A 319-nucleotide genomic window follows, 5' to 3' on the forward strand; every position below is an offset into this window, starting at 1 on the left:
AATTCAATCTCTTAAGACGTATCATTACTACGCTCTATAAGTCGATCTCTTCTTCTAAATCACGTTTCATTTTTGAAAACAACGAAGATTATCAACTATTTGATGAAATTGGTGTTTTAAAGTACGAAAATGGTCGAGTTGTCAAAGGTGCCGGAATTGATCTAGCTCGCTTTTCTCCTTCAATGTCACCTCTAAATAAGAGTGTTTTGTTCGGTGCTAGACTTTTGAACGAAAAAGGGTTGGCCTGTTTAGTCGAAGCAAAGCAGATTTTAGAAAGCCAAGGTGTTGAATTCACGCTTAATGTTGCGGGGATTATTGA

At 37.0% G+C, this 319-nt stretch carries 1 pseudogene; it reads left to right on the forward strand.

Annotated features, from left to right (window positions below):
• Positions 1–319: pseudogene (locus AB4496_RS29410) on the forward strand (glycosyltransferase family 1 protein); the annotation flags it as partial.

The organism is Vibrio sp. 10N.222.46.A1 (assembly GCF_041473595.1).
Lineage (GTDB): Bacteria > Pseudomonadota > Gammaproteobacteria > Enterobacterales > Vibrionaceae > Vibrio > Vibrio tasmaniensis_A.